We start from the raw sequence: 14,879 nt of genomic DNA on the forward strand, positions 1-14,879 counted from the left end.
AGCTGGGTCACGGCCTCGTCGGAGGTCTTGATCTGGCCGTGGACGAACTTCGAGACGACGTCCTTATAGGCATTGGCGATCGCCGGAGGCGCGCCGTAGCCCTGAGCGAGCGAGCCGAACAGCGTGCCGCCCTCATTGGCGGCCTTCAGGTCGGCGATGCCCTTCTTGCCGCAGGCGTCGAAGTCGGTGTCGGGAACGTCGGTACGGGCCGGCACCGAACCCTTGACGACGTTGAAGGCCGACTGGAAGCTCTTCGACAGCGTTGCCGTGGCCAGTGCCACCTGTGCGGCCTTGCGGTCGTCGGGGACGTTGAACATGCCGAACATGTCGGAGTTGTAGACCACGCTGCCGTCGGTGCCGGGGAAGCGGTAGCACAGGAAGTCGGTGTCCGGCGTCTTCTTGGCGGCAACGAATTCGCCCTTGGCCCAGTCGCCCATCACCTGCACCAGCGCATCACCCTTGATGACCATGGCGGTGGCGAGGTTCCAGTCGCGGCCGGAGAAGTTCGGGTCGACATATTTGATGATCGTCGCCAGATTGTCGAAGGACTTCTTCATCGTGTCGGACTTCAGCGATTCCTCGTCGAGGTCGTTGAAGGCCTTCTTGTAGAACTCCGGACCGCCGGTCGACAGCACGATGGAATCGAACATCGTCGCTTCCTGCCAGTTCTGGCCGCCAAGGGCGAGCGGGATGACGCCCGCGGCCTTGGCCTTGTCGAGCAGCGCAATCAGATCGTCGAAGGTCTTCGGCTGGGTGCCGCCGATCTTGTCCATCACCGCCTTGTTGATCCACAGCCAGTTGACCGAATGGACGTTGACGGGGGCAGCGACCCACTTGCCGTCATAGACCGAGAACTTCTGCAGCGCTGCCGGAACCGACTTGTCCCAGCCTTCCTTCTTCGCCGTCTCCGTCAGATCGCCCATGACGCCGGCCTGGGCATAATCGAGCACGGTGTAACCCAGCATCTGCGAGGCTGTCGGATAGGTGCCGGCCGCAACCATCGCCTTCAGCGCCGTCATCGCCGCATCACCGCCACCGCCGGCAACCGGAACGTCCTTCCAGGCAAAACCTTCCTTCGACAGATCCTGCTTCAGAACGTTCAGTGCCGCTGCCTCGCCGCCAGACGTCCACCAGTGCAGCATCTGCACTTCCTTGACGTCGGCGGCGCGTACGGACACGCTAGTGCCGGTCAGAGCCAATGCGATCATTGCGGTCGTGGTCAAAAACCTGTTCATCGAAGAACCTCCCAGTTCCAGTTTGGAAGATGCGGGACCCATTCCCGCACCAATCACCCGCCCTCCTCGAGCGTAGTTCGGCCGCCGGCTAAGCCGGCTTTTCCGTCTGCGGCATCCACCAGCTGGTGCGTTTGCCGATATGCATGTTGAGCGTCTTGGTCTCCGTATAGTCTTCGACCGCATGGCGGCCGAGCTCGCGGCCGAGGCCGCTCTGCTTGTAGCCGCCAAAGGGAAGCTCCGAGGCGCCGTCCATGAAGGTGTTCATCCAGACCGTGCCGGCCCGCACCGACCGGCCGATCGTCAGGCAGGTGTCGAAATCGCGGCTCCAGACACCGGCCGACAGGCCGTAGTCGATGGAATTGGCGATCCTGATCGCTTCGGCTGATGTCTCGAATGTCAGGACCGACAGGACCGGACCAAAGACTTCCTCGCGCGCCACGGCCATATCAGGGGTGACCTCTTCGAGGATCGTCGGCGACATGAACTGCCCCATGCCGAGGTCAAGGGTCTCGCCGCCATGGGCGAGCCGGGCGCCGCTGTTCCTGGCGCCGGCCACATATCCCGATATCTTCCCCAGATGCTCAGGCGTGATGATGGCGCCCACCTGCGTCGAAGGATCGAGCGGGTCGCCGACCTTCACTGCCTTCGACAACTCGGCGATCCGCTTGACGACATCGGCAGCGATTGATTTGTGAAGGATCAGCCGTGAGCCGGCATTGCAGCACTCGCCGGCATTGAAATATGCGCCGAAGACCGCGGCATCGATGAAGGCATCGAGATCGGCATCCGGGAATACGATCTGCGGGTTCTTGCCGCCCAGTTCCAACGAGACTTTCTTCAGCGTGTGTGCGGCATTCGACATGGTCAGCTTTCCGACGCCGGTCGAGCCGGTGAAGGACACCATATCGACGTCGGGATGCGACGTCATGACCGCGCCGACCTCAGGTCCCCTGCCGGTGACAATGTTGACGACGCCATCCGGAATGCCTGCTTCCTGCAGGATCTCTCCCAGCACCAGCGTCGATCCCGAGGTCAGCTCCGAGGGCTTGACGACGGTGGTGCAGCCGGCGGCCAAGGCGAACGGCAGCTTCTGGCCGACGATCAGGAACGGGAAGTTCCAGGGCGTGATGATCGACACCACGCCGATCGCTTCGCGCAGCACGACGCCGAGCGTGCCGTCGCCGAGCGTATTGTAGCTTTCACCGTGGAGGTCACGCGCAAGCGCCGCCGCATAGCGCCATATGTCAACGGAGCCGGCAATTTCTCCCCGCACCTGGGTGATCGGCTTTCCCGCTTCGATCGCATCGAGAAATGCCAGCTCGTCCGCACGCGCGGCAATCAGATCGGCGGCCTTGAGCAGGATGGCGGAACGTTCGGAAGCGGTCATCCGGGACCACGGCCCGAGATCGAAGGCCTTGCGTGCCGAAGCGATAGCATGCTCGGCGTCCCTCTTGCTGCCGGTCGGAAACCGGCTGACCACGACACCATGGCTTGGAGCGACACGCTCGATCGGATCGGAGCTGCCTGCCTCCCATTTGCCATCGATGAGCATCTTGAAATCACGCGCTTTGTGGTCGCTGAGCGCGGTGGGGTTGACGAGAACCGTCATTACCATTCTCCCTTGAACGTTGCCGGGCGCTTCTCGCTGAATGATGCGACGCCCTCCTTCAGATCGCCGGTCTTCGCAGCGAGGATCGAGCCCAGGGCTTCAACCGCGGTTCCGTTGTCTTCGCCGTTTGCCGATGCGATCATCAACTTCGCGATCTCGACGGCAGCAGGCCCCCTTGTGGCAATCCGCTCAGCATATTCCCTGGCGGCAGCGAGCGAGCTTCCCGAGGGAACCACCGCGTCGACGATCCCGAGCAGACGCGCCTCCTCGGCGGTGAATATCTCGCCGCCCAGGGCCATGCGCCGGACCACCTGCGCGCCGAACCGGCGCACAAGACGCTGGGTCCCCGACCAGCCCGGCACCATTCCAAGACCGGTTTCCGGCAGACCAATCTTGATGTGCTGCTCGGCGAGGCGAATGTCCGCAACCCCTGCAAGTTCAAGCCCTCCTCCGAGGGCGTGGCCGTTCAGAGCCGCGATCAACGGCACTCTGAGCGTCGCCAGTCTTTCGAAGATACGATGGCCGTGCCGAACCCAGGCGTGACCGAACTCCTGAGGCAACATTCCGCCCCAGGCTTTGATATCGCCGCCGGCGGAAAAGCCCTTTCCTTCGCCCGTGAGAATGGCAGCCCGCACATTCGCGTTCGCCTCCACCTCGTCGGCCGCGTCCGCTAAGGCCTTCAGCATGTCCAGGTCGAGCGCGTTCAGCTTCTCCGGACGAGAAATCGTCAGCGTCGCAACATGTCCATCGACGTCAATTCTGACGGTTCCGTTAGCCATGGAAGCTGCCCTCCAGCGTCCGTGCCCTTTTGGCTGGAAGCGACAGGCCGATCGCTGCCTCCGCGAAGAGCGCGGCATCCATGACCTTCAACTCGGGCGCGATGACCAGCGGAAACTCCGACTGATCGAGGATCTGGGACTGGAGATCGACGCCGGGGGCGATCTCGGTGAGGACGATGCCATCGGACGTCAGCTTCATCACGCACCGCTCGGTGACATAGGTGATATCCTGCCCTTGCTCGATCGCGCGCCTGCCGCTGAAGGTGACGTGTTCTACCTCGTTCACCAGCTTCTTCAGCTTGCCTTCTCTCTCGATCAGAAGGGCGCCATCGGCGATCGAAAGCTTCGCTCCGGCGTTGAACATGCCGGAGAAGACGATCTTCTTCGCCCGCGCCGTGATGTCGACGAAGCCGCCGGCGCCGGCCGTCACATGCGGCCGGAAGGACAGTTTGGAGACATTGACCGAACCGTCCTTGCCGATCTCGAGGAAGGAGAGCAGCGACGCATCGAAGCCGGCGCCCTGGAAATAGGTGAACTGATAGGGAGACGGCATGTAGGCGTCCGCATTGGACGCGCAGCCGAAGGCGAAGTCGAGCAGCGGCACGCCGCCGACCGCGCCTTGCTCGATGACCCAGGTGACTGCGCCGTGGAGCCCCTCCTCCAGCAGGATGCGCGGCACGTTGGCCGAGATGCCGAAGCCGAGATTGACGCAGCTTCCTGCTTGAAGTTCCTGCGCGGCGCGGCGGGCGATGACTTTTTGAACATTGAACTCGGGAACGCTGAAGCTATCGAGCGGGCGGAAGATCTCGCCCGAAATCGCCGGATCGTACTGCGTCTGCGTCGTCTGCTTCTGTTCCGGATCGACAACGATATAATCGACCAGCATTCCAGGCACGCGGACGTCATGCGGCTTCAGCGAGCCTTCCTTGGTGATCCGCTTGACCTGGGCGATGACGATGCCGCCGTTGTTGCGGGCGGCCAGCGCCTGATCGAGACCACCGAGATAGGCGCCTTCATGTTCGTAGGTGAGGTTGCCACGCTCGTCGGCGGTGGTAGCGCGGATGATGGCGACCTGAGGGGCGATCGCGGGAAAGAACAGCCAGTCGTCGCCCTCGAAGCTGACGCGCTTGACGACAGAATGCTCCGACGCCAGGCCGTTCATCGCGCAACCCTGCCGCTCTGGATCGACGAAGGTATCGATACCGATCTTGGTCAGGACGCCCGGCCGCTTCGCGGCGGCTTCGCGATGAATGTCGAAGAGGATGCCGGAGGGAATGTTGTATGCCGGGATCTCATTATTGGTGATCATTTGCCAGATCAGCGGCGGCTCCGATGACGACGGGCCCGAGGGATAGGAACCTCCGATGATGCGTTTGAGCAGGCCCTTTTTTGCAATGTAATCGACACCCTTGATGCCGCTCATGTCGCCTGCTGCGATAGGATGGAGAGTGGTAATATCCTTGGGATGGCCGGTCGCATCGAAATGCTCGCCGATCGCCTTCAGCATGAGGTCAGGGCAACCGAGACCGCTCGAAGACGATATCGTGACGACGGCGCCATCCGGAATCAGCGCTGCCGCTTGGGCTGGGGTGAGATGCTTCTGCATATGCATTACTCAGCGTCCTGTTTCGATTTTACGCTCTTGCCGATCCTTGCCGGCGCGGTCTTGCCGGCACCGCAGCTTTCGCGAACGACCAGCCGAACGGCGGTCGTCACCGTCTCCGCCTCCGCCTTGCCCGCATTGATCTGCTTGAGCAGCATCTGTGCGCCCCGTCGCCCGATGCCCTGCGGATCGACCGAGACCGTCGTCAGCGCGGGAACCGCTGCCTGAGCCTCGATGACGTCGTCGAAACCCACCACGGCGAAGTCGGCGCCAGGCTCCAGACGGCGCGCGCGCAATCCGTCGCAGACACCGAAGGCGACGGCATCGTTGAAGCAGACGGCTGCGGTCGGCCGACGGGTAAGAGCAATCGCTTTGCCGATCGCCTCCACCCCGCCGGCCCGCGAAGGTGCCGACGCGATGACGAGTTCTTCGTGATAGTCGAGCCCTGCCGTCTCCACACCGCTTCGGTAGCCGGCAAGCCGGTCGTCGAAGACGGCGGTGTCGGGAAAGCCGCCGAGAAAAGCGATGCGCTTGTGGCCGAGCCCCACCAAATGCTTGACCGCCGACATCATGCCGGCCCGGTTGTCGGAGACGATCGACGAGACTTTGGCGCCGGGCAGGTTTCGAACGACGACCACCACCGGAATGCCGGCCGCGACGAGCGGCTTGAAGTCTGCGGCATCGGTGGCGCGCGCCGGCGAGACGATGAGACCGGAAATGCCGTGCTCGCGCATCGACGCGACAACCTCACGCTGCCGGTCGATGCTCTCGCCGGTATTCGACAGGAATTGCACGAAGCCGGCCGATTGGACGACCATATCGACGCCGACCGCCAGTTCCGCAAAGAAGCTGTTCGTCAGGTCGTTGACGACGACCCCGACGATCCGCGATTTGGCGCCGGCCTGGCGGAGATTGGCGGCGCCGCGATTATAGACGTAGCCGAGTTCGCGCATCACGGCATTGACCTTGGCGCGCGTCGCCTCATTGACCAGGGAAGACCCCTGAAGCACCAGCGAAACCGTCGACTTGGAGACGCCGGCGGCCTTTGCGATGTCAATGACGGTTACCCGCGCCTTTGTCACGTCTTCCTCCGAACACCAAACGTTGATTGATCGTTAAATATTTGGAACGTTCCAATTCTGTCAAGAGGAATCTAATGAGTTACCGCAAATGCAGTCTTTGATTGCGTCAAAATGCAGGTGAGAAAATTTGGAACGATCTAAATTTCAACCCCAACTGGGACCACTTATGCCGAGTCTTTCGAGCTAGGCGCCTTGAGCGATGTGACCGATGACCTCTCTCTAAGTTTCCGTCGAGGAACTCCCGCCGATACGATTAGCGAAACTTTATCGTTTCTGACCAATGCTACGCAGACGTGCAACGCGCCAGATCTGAAGCAGGGCCGGATGATGCCACACTCGTTTGAATCCATTCTGGAGAACCTGCCGCAGGGCATTGTTCTCCTTGATCCTGCCAATAGGGTGACGGCTTTCAACGCCCGCACGCTCGAAATTCTCGGGCTCCCGGATGGAGCCATCAGCAGAGGAATGAATATCGACGGATTGCCGGGCACCGCCGATTGCCGCGCAGCGGCATGCCTGACGTCGACGATCGGCAGACCACACACGTCCCAGTTTGCGCTTTCCGACGGACGGATGGTCTCATTGACCTCAGCCCCGTCGAAAGAGGGAGGCTGGATCCTGAGCTATGAAGACATCTCTACCCTCATCCGCGTCGAAGACAGTCTCACCGAACAACATCATCGGTTCGACGCGGCCCTCAGCAACATGCCGCATGGGCTGTGCATGTTCGATTCGAAAAAGAACCTGATCCTGTGCAACCCGTCTTATGCACGGATGTACAATCTGCCGGATTTGCTGACGAAACCAGGGACGCCGCTTGTCGATATCCTGGCCTATCGCAGCCGAGAGGGAAATGGCCCGGCCGACACCGCGACCTATTTTGACGTCGTCTTCGAAGCGACGGTCCGCGGTGCGGTGGCCAGCCAGAATATCGTGCTCACCGATGGTCGCGTCATCAAGATCACCCACAATCCGATGCAAAACGGTGGATACGTCGCCACCCACGAAGACGTCACCAAGACGGTGCGACTTGCGGAAGAGCTGCGCCGACATCACGATCAGCTCGAAACGACGGTGCAGAGCCGCACGGCGGAAGTCGAGCGCCAGGCGCGGGAACTCGAGCGAATGCTGGCGCAGGAGCGGAACATCAACGAATTGCAACGGCAGTTCGTGGCGATGGCGTCCCATGAATTCAGGACCCCGCTGGCCATCATCGACGCTGCTGCCCAGCGGCTGTTGCGGAAAAGAGGGGCAGTCGAACCCGAATTTCTCAGCGACAAGGTCGACCAGATCCGCGCATCGGTGAACCGGATCGTCGATCTCATGGAGAGCATCCTGTCGGCCGGGCGCCTTGACACCGGTAAGATCGATATCAACTACGACGCCTGCGCCTTGAGATCATTGATAAGAACCTGTTGCGAGCGGCAGTCGACGATCGCCAAGACACACAGCTTTGTGTTGGACATTGACCGGCTGCCGGAGGTCATCGATGCCGATCCCCGCGCTTTGGCGCAGGTCTTTACGAACCTGCTGTCCAATGCCGTCAAATATGCGCCCGGAACCTCCGAAATTCGCATCACAGCATGGGAAGAGACGGGAAACGTCAAAGTTTCGATCAGCGATGACGGGGTGGGGATCGATCCCGAAGACGTCCCCCGGCTGTTCCAGCGCTATTTCCGTGCCGGGACGTCGACCGGGATTGCCGGAACGGGCATCGGCCTCAACCTGGTGAAGCAGATCGTCGAACTGCATCACGGCTCGATAGAGGTTCGAAGCGCAAAGGGATGCGGATCGACATTCACCGTCACTCTTCCCATCGAGAGAACTGGTCCCATCGAGAGGACTGGTAACGCTTCTGCGAGCAGCGACGCTGCTTGATATTTCAGGATTGCTGTCCTGCATATCTACCCTATCCTTCTCGCATAGAGGAGGATCATGCCATGGCTTTCATTCGCACCCCCAATGCATCCGCCAGCGAGAAGACGACGTCGATGTACGCGTCGGCGGAGGCGAATTATGGTTATCTGCCGAACATGTACCGTGCCTTCGGTCACCGGCCGGAGGTGATGGAGAACTGGGTGGCGCTGCTTTCGAGCATTCGCGGCCATATGAGCCTGCGGCGCTACGAATTGGTGACGCTGGCGGCGGCCAAGGAGCTGAAATCCTCCTATTGCATGCTGGCGCATGGCTCGGTTCTGCTGCGCGAGGGCTTTACCAGCGACGGGCTGACGGCTGTCGTCAACGAAACGGAGAAGGCGCCGATCGATGCCGGCGAACGCGCCATCATGGCCTTTGCCGCCAAGGTGGCGCGCGACGCGACATCGGTCACCCAGCAGGATATAGACGGACTGAAGAAACACGGGCTGAGCGATGCCGAGGTCTTCGACGTCACGGCTGCGGCAGCGGCCCGGTGTTTCTTCTCGAAAATGCTGGATGCGCTGGGTGCCGCTCCCGACCACGCCTATATGGAGCGGCTGGAGCCGAATGTACGAAGGGCGCTCAGCGTCGGCCGGGAAGTCGAACGGCCTCTGGCGCCGTCACCCTCGCGCGGCACAGCGCAATGACGGGGTAATGGAGGGATGCTCAGGCCGCGGTCTTTGCGCCCCTGCTCCTCCAGCCCCTACTCCGGCCCACTACTCCGGCCCCTACTCCGGTTTGTCCGCAAAATGCCGGATCGCAAACTCGGCGATATTCTGGCTCGCCCGATCGGCATCGTCGAGCAGGGAGGGAAACAGCTGCCATTGATGCGGCATGTTCGGCCAGATCTCGGTGGTGACATTCACACCCGCCTGGCGCGCCTTGTCGGCGAGCCGCAGCGTATCGTCCAGCAGGACTTCACCGGAGCCGACCTGCAGCAGCAGCGGCGGAAAGCCGGTCATGTCGGCATAGAGCGGCGATGCCTGGGGATCGGTCGGAGAACGGCTGCCGAGGTAGGCCTTGCGCAAGCTCTCGATCGAGGCCCTGCCGACCAATGGATCACTATCGGCATTCGCCGTCATCGATCCGCCGGTCGCGGCAAGATCGGTGATGGGGCTGAGTGCCACCACGGCCGCCGGCAGCGGTTTTGCCGCCTGCCTCTGCCGCAGCACCGTCTCGATCGCGATATTGCCGCCGGCGCCGTCTCCGGCGACAACGACATTCTCGCTGCGATAGCCGTTGTCGAGAAGCCAGCGATAGGCCGTCAGCGCGTCGTTGATCTGCGCTGGATAGGTATTTTCAGGCAGCAGCCGATACTCGATCAGAAGAATGTCGCTGGATGCGGCCTTGGCGAGCGAGCCGGCAAGCAGGCTGTGCGTGCGGATGGAGCCGCCGGAAAAGCCGCCGCCATGGATATAGAGGATCACCCTTTCGCCGATCGGGTGATGCAGACGGGCGGGCCACATCAGCTCGGCATCGACGCCGTCGGCATCGACCTGCCGGACCTGGATGCGTGTCGGCCCAGGCATCGTCTCCATCAGCGTCCGAAAGGCCGTGCGGCGCTGCTGCAGGCTATCGGCGCCGGCAAAATGATCCTTCCAGAGGCCGACGAGTTTTTCGACCTGTTGACGTGAGGCCGGGCTTTGCGGCCCGATGTCCTGCCCGAACGCTGCCGATCCGATCGGCATCAGTGCGGCCAAGACGAGAAATAGACATCCGAGCCGCTTGGACGCTCTTCGAATACCAGCTGGTAAAATCCGACCGTTCATCAATTTCTCCCGACGATACTGGCCATGCCGCATATTTGGCCGGTTCGTCCACCGGAGTCAAAAGGGTGCAGGGCCTGAACCTCAAGCTTTTTCATTCCCTCTGCGTTGGCGGCGATGAAAGTCGGCCGTTGCCCATCCACGGCGGGTCATCAGGCTGCTCCTCAAAAAAATCGACAATGCCCGCCGGCACGGCTTGCCATTTGCCGCGCATCCGTCGGAAATGGGTTCCGCGCCTGGCTGTCCCAACCCCGGCGCCTCGTCTTGCGTGTGAGTGAAGGATACCGATGACCACCATTTACCTTGCCGGCCCGGAAGTCTTTCTTCCGGATGCCATGCCCATCATGGCCGAAAAACGCCGATTGGCGCGCCAGTTCGGCTTCGAGCCGACCGGTCCCGGCAGCGACGAAAACCAGACGCCGGTGAAGCGGACCGCTGCCGAGATCTACGCCCGCAACAACGACGCCATGCGTCGAGCCGAGATCTGCCTTGCCAACATCACGCCCTTTCGAGGCGTCAGCGCCGATCCGGGTACGGTCTACGAGATCGGCTTCATGATTGCGTTGGGAAAAGCGGTCTTTGCCTATACCAACCATCCCGACGACTACGGCCTGCGTGTTCGCTCGATCTGGTATGCGGGGCTCGAGATCGATGAGACGAGCGGACGCCCCCGCGGACCGGACGGCATCGCGATCGAAAATCACGGCATGGCCGACAATCTGATGATCGACGGAGGGATCGAGGCGACGGGAGGCAAGGTATACCGTGCGGCAGCACTCCCGGCGGACCCTGCCCGCGACCTGACGGTTTATTTTGCGGCGCTTCAGACGATCGCCGGCATGCGGGCCTCTTTTACTCCGCCCTCATCGCCTCGATGACCGCTCTGAAGCCCGCCGACATATGGCGGCGGCTTGGATAGTAGAGATAGAGCGGTTCCTCCGGCTGGCACCAGTCGTCCAGCACCTGGATCAGCTCGCCATCGGCAACGGCCTTTTCCACGCGCGGCTCCCAGATATAGGCAAGGCCGACGCCGCCGAGCGCTGCCTGCATCATCAACTCGTGATCGTCGAGCGACAGTGGTCCGGCCGGCTGAAAGCTCACCGTCTGGCCGTCCTTCTCGAACTCCCAGGCATAACGCGCGCCTGACGGAAACATGTTCTGGATGCAGAGATGGCGCTTGAGCTCGTGCGGCGTTGCAGGCTTCGGCCGGGTCTCGAAATAGGCGGGCGAACCGACGACCACCAGGCGGATGCGCGGCTTGATGCGCAGCGCGATCATGCCCTCGGTGACGCGCTCGCCGAAACGGATGCCGGCATCAAAACCCTCCTCGACGATATCGACCAGCCTGTCGGTCGCGTTGATCTCCAGCTGCAGATTGGGGTTCTTTTTCAGCAGCGGGCCGATGATGCGGCCGATGACGAAGGGGCCGATCGAATTCGGCACATTGATCCTCACCTTGCCGAACGGCGTGTCGCGATAGCGGTTCAGCGCATCGAGTGCTGCCGCCATCTCACTGAGCGCCGGGTCGAGATGCGAGATCAGCAGTTCGCCGGCCTCGGTCAGCGAGACACTGCGTGTCGTGCGGTTGAGCAGGCGGATACCGATCCGGTCTTCGAGATTGAGCACCGCATGGCTGACCGCAGACGCGGTCACACCCCGCTCCTCACCCGCCTTGCGAAAGCTTTTGTGCCGCGCGACGGCCGCGAAGGCCGCAAGTTCGGACAGTTCGGTGGCGCGCATTACTGAAATTCACTCATCATAGTTTCAAGAATAACAAATCTTATACAGCAACGGATTTTCGGTCAAATTCGCTTCGTCGGCACAGAGATGCCACACCACCGCGAACAGTTCGAAAGGAACTCGTCATGAAAGTCTGGTTCATCACTGGTGCATCCCGCGGCTTCGGCGCGCTGATGACGAGGGAAGCCCTTGCATCAGGCGATGCCGTCATCGCCACCGCCCGCAACCCGAAGACCGTGACGGAGCAATTCGGGGATCATCCGAACCTGCTTGCCGTCGCCCTCGACGTCACCAACGAGGCGCAGGCGAAAGAGGCCGCAGCTGCCGGCATCGCCCGCTTCGGCCGCATCGATGTTCTCGCCAACAATGCCGGCTACGGCCTGCTCGGCGCCGTCGAGGAAGCCACGGCCGAAGAGATCGAAAGGCTCTATGCCACTAATGTCTTCGGCCTCTTGAAGGTGACGCGCGCCGTACTGCCCTATATGCGCCGCCAGCGTTCCGGCCATATCTTGAATTTTTCTTCGATCGGCGGTTACTTCGGCTATCCCGGCTGGGGCGTCTACGGCTCGACGAAATTCGCCGTCGAAGGTCTCTCCGAATCGATGGCCGCCGAGCTCGAGCCCTTCGGCATCAAAGTGACGATCGTCGAGCCCGGCTTCTTCCGCACCGACTTCCTCGCCGACACCTCGCTGGCGGTGAGCCCGGCCTCCATCGCCGACTACGAAGGCACGCCGGCCGGCAACATGCGCAGTTTCGCTGCCGACGCCAACCATGCCCAGCCCGGCAATCCCGCCAAGCTGGCCGCCGGCATCATGACGCTCGCCAATTCGCCCAATCCGCCGCTGCGCATGCCGTTCGGCAGAGATACGGTTGCCGTGATCGAGCAGCAGCATGCCAGCGTCGAAAAGGAACTTGCCGTCTGGCGCCAGCTCGCTTTGTCCACGGACTTTCCAAGCGAGGCAGCGACCTCGGCCTGAAGACCAAGGTGGGTGCAGGAAAGTGCAGCATGCGGCAAATTAGCGTTCGCCTTGAGCCTCTCATGGCCTAAATCTAGGGTCGATCACCACCATGAAGAGGCGAGCATGTCCATCAAGTCCATCTGCATCTATGGCGCCGGGGCGCTCGGCGGCGCTATCGCCGTCAAGCTTGCAAGCCAAGCCGGAAACGACGCCACGATTTCCGTCGTCGCGCGTGGAGCCCATCTCGACGCCATCCGCGACAACGGTCTCAGCCTGCGGGAAGCCGATGCGGAAAGGCCGCTCAATGTCCGCCTCACCGCGACCGACGATCCCGGGACATTGCCGCCGCAGGATCTCGTCATCACCGGCCTCAAGGGGCATCAGCTGGGACCCGCCGCCGAGGGAATCGCAGGCCTGCTCAAGGAGGGCACCCGCGTGGTCATGATCCTTAACGGCATTCCGTGGTGGTATTTTCACCGCGACACCCAGAGCCGGCATGCGGAGCTGCAGTTCGACGAGCTCGACCCCGGCGGCAGGCTCTGGCGGCTGATCGGACCGGAACGGGTCATCGGCTGCGTCGCTTATCAAGGGGCAGAGGTGATCAGTCCCGGCGAGATCCAGCTTGCCAACAACGGCCGCTTCGTGCTCGGCGAGCCCTCGGGCGAGATGTCGCCCGATCTCAAGGCGATCGCCGCGGTGCTGACCGACGCCGGCCTCAACATCACGACGACGCCTGTTATCCGTGACGAGATCTGGAGCAAGCTGATGGGCAATACCGCCTTCAACCCGATCAGCGCGCTGACCAGGGCTCTGATGACCGACATCATGGCGGATCCGGCACTTTCGACCACGGTCGGTAAAGTCATGAACGAGGTCCGCGCCGTCGGCGAGGCCTTGGGCGCAGGTTTCAGCATGACCGTCGAGCAGCGGCTGGAACAATCGCGCCATATCGGCGGCGTGCGCACATCGATGCTGCAGGATCTGATCGGCGGCAAAGCGCTCGAAATCACGCCGCTGGTCGGTATGGTCGCAGCGCTCGGGCGTCTGACTGCCGTGCCGACCCCAGTCTCTGAAACGATCCTGGCGCTGGTGACGCAGCTGGATCGGGAAAACCAGCGCGGCCGCTGATTGCGGAGAAAAAGGGGCCGGGAGAAACCCGGCCGCCTTGACTTACTTTCCGACCTGCTCGGCCCAATTCGGCGCCTTGCCGCCGCCGTCGAGGAAGGTCATCGCCATATTCGCCATCAAGGGCGAGGCGAAGGTCTCGTAATGGGTGAGATCGGGCAGGATCGCCAGCCGGTTCTTCGACATATTCTCCCGCATCCAGCCCGCATCGCGCAGGCCGCCGCCAAGCTTGTGGTAGAAGTCGATCATATGCTCGGGGCGGATCATATCGGCATCGCCATAGATCAGCATGACCGGCATGGTGAGCTTGGCAACGGCATCGCTATAGTCCTTGGGTTCGCGCATCAGCGCACCCATGGCGTCCAGCAATTTCGGAAATTCGGAAACATCGGGCGCCACCGCCTTGTAGGAAAGGAACATCGGCGTGTCCTTCATCATCTCGGCCATACCGGCGCCGACGGCTGCCTGCTGCGGCAGCATCTCCGGGAAGAAGCCGTTCTGCGCATAAGGCGCCGAGAGGACCACCAGCCGGCGCACCTGGTCGGGCGCATTCGCGGCCATGTTCAGCGCCACCCCGCCCCCGAAGGAATAACCGAAGACGTCGAGCTTGTCGTAGCCGAGTTGCCTCACCAGGATCGCTAGATCGGCGCCGATTGCCGCAAGGTCGATCGGCCGCTTGCCGAGCGGCGTGCGGCCATGGCCCTGCAGGTCGACGGCGATCACCTGCCGGTGGTCGGTGAAGACGGGCATGACCGGCGTAAACATCTCGATCTGTCCGAGGCCGCCGTGAAGCAGCAGCAGCGGTTCGCCCTCGCCGCGGATCTCGTAGTAATAATCGATGCCGTTGACCGGCACGCTTCCCTTTCGGACGATCGGCGCTATCGCCTTTTTGTCCTCGATACCAGGTGCATTGCCGCCCGCACCCGCCATATCCGGCACGGCCAGGAATGCGGCAGCCGTTGCGATCATCGAAATCAGCGTCATCTTCGACATGTCCTTGCTCCATGTTGGCTTGGATATCGCAAGGACGGCGGTGATCATGCGTTTCCGACAGCGCGCTTCGA

The 14,879-nt window shown here is 62.1% G+C and carries 13 protein-coding genes; 5 read left to right on the forward strand and 8 right to left on the reverse strand.

Annotation, left to right across the window (positions count from 1 at the left end; all coding sequences use genetic code 11):
- The 5 genes from CO667_RS31630 to CO667_RS31650 all read right to left on the reverse strand — a co-directional run.
- Positions 1-1,235 (reverse strand): ABC transporter substrate-binding protein (locus tag CO667_RS31630; protein ID WP_143540779.1); only part of this gene is annotated, 1,235 nt, incomplete at its 3' end.
- Between the two features lie 88 nt (positions 1,236-1,323).
- Positions 1,324-2,844 carry an aldehyde dehydrogenase family protein gene (locus CO667_RS31635; RefSeq protein ID WP_097622086.1) on the reverse strand — a complete coding sequence of 507 codons (1,521 nt, stop codon included), beginning with the start codon at positions 2,842-2,844 and terminating at the stop codon, positions 1,324-1,326.
- Positions 2,844-3,623, reverse strand: coding sequence for an enoyl-CoA hydratase/isomerase family protein (locus CO667_RS31640; protein WP_097622087.1), 780 nt, complete (start codon positions 3,621-3,623; stop codon positions 2,844-2,846). Before CO667_RS31640 ends, CO667_RS31635 begins: the two co-directional genes overlap by 1 nt.
- Positions 3,616-5,229, reverse strand: a complete 1,614-nt coding sequence (locus CO667_RS31645) for an acyl CoA:acetate/3-ketoacid CoA transferase (protein WP_179874263.1) — start codon at positions 5,227-5,229, stop codon at positions 3,616-3,618. Before CO667_RS31645 ends, CO667_RS31640 begins: the two co-directional genes overlap by 8 nt.
- A 5-nt stretch (positions 5,230-5,234) precedes the next feature.
- A complete protein-coding gene (locus CO667_RS31650; protein ID WP_097622089.1) occupies positions 5,235-6,308 on the reverse strand; it encodes a LacI family DNA-binding transcriptional regulator in 1,074 nt (357 codons plus the stop codon).
- A 324-nt stretch (positions 6,309-6,632) separates the two neighbouring features.
- Between CO667_RS31650 and CO667_RS31655 the strand changes: the two genes are divergently transcribed.
- Positions 6,633-8,186 carry a PAS-domain containing protein gene (locus CO667_RS31655; protein WP_097622090.1) on the forward strand — a complete coding sequence of 518 codons (1,554 nt, stop codon included), beginning with the start codon at positions 6,633-6,635 and terminating at the stop codon, positions 8,184-8,186.
- Positions 8,187-8,248: 62 nt separating this feature from the next.
- On the forward strand, positions 8,249-8,872 hold the full coding sequence (locus CO667_RS31660; RefSeq protein ID WP_097622091.1) for a carboxymuconolactone decarboxylase family protein: 624 nt from the start codon (positions 8,249-8,251) through the stop codon (positions 8,870-8,872).
- 81 nt (positions 8,873-8,953) lie between these two features.
- Here the strand turns inward: CO667_RS31660 and CO667_RS31665 are convergent, their stop codons facing one another.
- Complete coding sequence (locus CO667_RS31665) at positions 8,954-9,925, reverse strand: alpha/beta hydrolase (RefSeq protein ID WP_179874261.1); 972 nt, start codon at positions 9,923-9,925, stop codon at positions 8,954-8,956.
- 353 nt (positions 9,926-10,278) lie between these two features.
- Here CO667_RS31665 and CO667_RS31670 point away from each other — a divergent pair, with 353 nt between their 5' ends.
- On the forward strand, positions 10,279-10,869 hold the full coding sequence (locus CO667_RS31670) for a nucleoside 2-deoxyribosyltransferase (RefSeq protein ID WP_097622093.1): 591 nt from the start codon (positions 10,279-10,281) through the stop codon (positions 10,867-10,869).
- Here the strand turns inward: CO667_RS31670 and CO667_RS31675 are convergent.
- Complete coding sequence (locus CO667_RS31675) at positions 10,844-11,731, reverse strand: LysR family transcriptional regulator (RefSeq protein WP_097622094.1); 888 nt, start codon at positions 11,729-11,731, stop codon at positions 10,844-10,846. The genes CO667_RS31670 and CO667_RS31675 overlap by 26 nt on opposite strands.
- Before the next feature lie 125 nt (positions 11,732-11,856).
- Between CO667_RS31675 and CO667_RS31680 the strand changes: the two genes are divergently transcribed.
- Together CO667_RS31680 and CO667_RS31685 are read left to right on the forward strand one after the other, a co-directional pair.
- Positions 11,857-12,708, forward strand: coding sequence for an oxidoreductase (locus CO667_RS31680; RefSeq protein WP_097622095.1), 852 nt, complete (start codon positions 11,857-11,859; stop codon positions 12,706-12,708).
- A gap of 105 nt (positions 12,709-12,813) precedes the next feature.
- Positions 12,814-13,818, forward strand: a complete 1,005-nt coding sequence (locus CO667_RS31685) for a 2-dehydropantoate 2-reductase (protein ID WP_097622096.1) — start codon at positions 12,814-12,816, stop codon at positions 13,816-13,818.
- A gap of 42 nt (positions 13,819-13,860) precedes the next feature.
- On the opposite strand, the gene CO667_RS31690 is transcribed toward CO667_RS31685, so the two are convergent.
- Positions 13,861-14,856, reverse strand: a complete 996-nt coding sequence (locus tag CO667_RS31690; RefSeq protein ID WP_179874262.1) for an alpha/beta fold hydrolase — start codon at positions 14,854-14,856, stop codon at positions 13,861-13,863.
- Positions 14,857-14,879: the final 23 nt, after the last annotated feature.

It is taken from the genome of Rhizobium sp. L43 (genome assembly GCF_002531725.1).
Lineage (GTDB): Bacteria > Pseudomonadota > Alphaproteobacteria > Rhizobiales > Rhizobiaceae > Rhizobium.

Bases quoted from the DNA above. Each gene is read 5' to 3' on its own strand.
- CO667_RS31635 (WP_097622086.1), bottom strand. From the start codon at position 2,844: ATGACGGTTCTCGTCAACCCCACCGCGCTCAGCGACCACAAAGCGCGT.
- CO667_RS31640 (WP_097622087.1), bottom strand. From the start codon at position 3,623: ATGGCTAACGGAACCGTCAGAATTGACGTCGATGGACATGTTGCGACG.
- CO667_RS31645 (WP_179874263.1), bottom strand. From the start codon at position 5,229: ATGCAGAAGCATCTCACCCCAGCCCAAGCGGCAGCGCTGATTCCGGAT.
- CO667_RS31655 (WP_097622090.1), top strand. From the start codon at position 6,633: ATGATGCCACACTCGTTTGAATCCATTCTGGAGAACCTGCCGCAGGGC.
- CO667_RS31660 (WP_097622091.1), top strand. From the start codon at position 8,249: ATGGCTTTCATTCGCACCCCCAATGCATCCGCCAGCGAGAAGACGACG.
- CO667_RS31670 (WP_097622093.1), top strand. From the start codon at position 10,279: ATGACCACCATTTACCTTGCCGGCCCGGAAGTCTTTCTTCCGGATGCC.
- CO667_RS31675 (WP_097622094.1), bottom strand. From the start codon at position 11,731: ATGCGCGCCACCGAACTGTCCGAACTTGCGGCCTTCGCGGCCGTCGCG.
- CO667_RS31680 (WP_097622095.1), top strand. From the start codon at position 11,857: ATGAAAGTCTGGTTCATCACTGGTGCATCCCGCGGCTTCGGCGCGCTG.
- CO667_RS31685 (WP_097622096.1), top strand. From the start codon at position 12,814: ATGTCCATCAAGTCCATCTGCATCTATGGCGCCGGGGCGCTCGGCGGC.
- CO667_RS31690 (WP_179874262.1), bottom strand. From the start codon at position 14,856: ATGATCACCGCCGTCCTTGCGATATCCAAGCCAACATGGAGCAAGGAC.